This is a genomic window from Streptomyces griseorubiginosus (assembly GCF_017614965.1).
GTDB lineage: Bacteria > Actinomycetota > Actinomycetes > Streptomycetales > Streptomycetaceae > Streptomyces > Streptomyces griseorubiginosus_B.
This window is the reverse complement of sequence record NZ_WVUG01000588.1, coordinates 1-2,046: the sequence shown is the minus strand read 5'-3', so window position 1 is coordinate 2,046 and position 2,046 is coordinate 1. Positions and strand designations below refer to the sequence as shown.

Annotated in this window: 1 protein-coding gene; it reads right to left on the bottom strand. The window is 68.9% G+C overall.

From position 1 onward, the window contains the following. A partial coding sequence (locus GRC12_RS43945) for a dihydropteroate synthase (protein WP_208786018.1) occupies positions 1–2,046 on the bottom strand: 2,046 nt, incomplete at both ends.

The window sequence follows — 2,046 nt, the reverse complement described above, 5'->3', positions numbered from 1 at the left end:
GGCGGACGCGGTGGCCCGCACCCGGCGCTGCTTCAGCTCCGGCAGCTTGGCCCCCGGCACCCCCCGCTTGACGCCGATCAGGGCGTCCATCAGCCGCAGGCCCTCGAAGGCGTCCCGGGCGTAACGCACCTCGCCCTGGTAGATCTCGTGCAGGTCCTGCTCCACATACGCCCGGGTCAACGCGGCGCCGCCCAGGATGACCGGGTAGTCCGCGGCCAGACCCCGCTGGTTGAGCTCCTCCAGGTTCTCCTTCATGATCACCGTGGACTTCACCAGCAGCCCGGACATGCCGATCACATCCGCCCTGTGCTCCGCGGCCGCCTCCAGGATCGCCGACACCGGCTGCTTGATCCCCAGATTGACCACGTTGTAGCCGTTGTTGGACAGGATGATGTCGACCAGGTTCTTGCCGATGTCGTGCACGTCCCCGCGCACCGTGGCCAGCACGATCGTGCCCTTGCCGGCCTCCTCGCCCTCCACCTTCTCCATGTGGGGTTCGAGGTAGGCGACCGCGGTCTTCATCACCTCCGCCGACTGCAGCACGAACGGCAGCTGCATCTGCCCCGACCCGAACAGCTCACCGACCACCTTCATGCCGTCCAGCAGGGTGTCGTTGACGATGTCGAGTGCGGGGCGTTCCCGGAGGGCAGCGTCCAGATCGGCTTCCAGGCCGTTGCGTTCGCCGTCGATGATGCGCCGCTTCAGCCGCTCCTCCAGCGGCAGCGCGGCCAGCTCCTCCGCCTTGCCCGCCTTCAGCGACTTCGCGGTGGCGCCCTCGAACAGGGCCATCAGCTTCTGCAGCGGGTCGTAGCCCTCACCACGCCGGTCGTAGATCAGATCGAGAGCGGTGGTGACCTCTTCCTCGCTGAACCGGGCGATCGGCAGGATCTTCGACGCGTGCACGATCGCCGAGTCCAGCCCGGCCTTGACGCACTCGTCCAGGAAGACGGAGTTGAGCAGGATGCGGGCGGCCGGGTTCAGGCCGAAGGAGATGTTCGACAGGCCCAGCGTGGTCTGCACCTCCGGATGGCGGCGCTTGAGCTCGCGGATCGCCTCGATGGTGGCGATGCCATCCTTCCGCGACTCCTCCTGCCCGGTGCAGATGGTGAAGGTCAGACAGTCGATCAGGATGTCCGACTCCCGGATCCCCCAGTTCGTCGTCAGGTCGGCGATCAGCCGCTCGGCGATCTCGACCTTCTTCTGCGGTGTGCGGGCCTGGCCCTCCTCGTCGATGGTCAGTGCGATCAACGCCGCCCCGTGCTCCCGGGCCAGCCGGGTCACGCGGGCGAAGCGGGAGTCGGGGCCGTCGCCGTCCTCGTAGTTGACCGAGTTGATCACCGCGCGGCCGCCCAGCTTCTCCAGCCCGGCCTCGATGACGTCGACCTCGGTGGAGTCCAAAACGATCGGCAGGGTGGAGGCGGTGGCGAAGCGGCCCGCCAGCTCCCGCATGTCCGCCACGCCGTCCCGGCCGACGTAGTCCACACACAGGTCCAGCAGGTGGGCGCCCTCGCGGATCTGCTCCCGGGCCATCTCCACACAGTCGTCCCAGCGCCCCTCCAGCATCGCCTCGCGGAACTTCTTCGACCCGTTGGCGTTCGTCCGCTCCCCGATCGCCAGGTACGAGATGTCCTGACGGAACGGCACCGACTGATACAACGACGCCGCACCCGGCTCCGGACGCGGATCACGCTCGGTGGGGGCGAGATCCCGGACGCGTTCGACGACCTGCCGCAGGTGCTCCGGCGTCGTACCGCAGCAGCCGCCCACCAGGGACAGGCCGTACTCACGGACGAAGGTCTCCTGCGCGTCGGCGAGTTCCGGCGCGGTCAGCGGGTAGTGGGCGCCGTCCTTGCCCAGGACCGGCAGACCGGCGTTGGGCATGCAGGACAGCCGGACGCGGGCGTGCCGGGCCAGGTGGCGCAGGTGCTCGCTCATCTCCGCCGGGCCGGTCGCGCAGTTCAGGCCGATCATGTCGATGCCCAGCGGCTCCAGCGCGGTCAGCGCGGCACCGATCTCCGAGCCCAGCAGCATCGTGCCGGTCGTCTC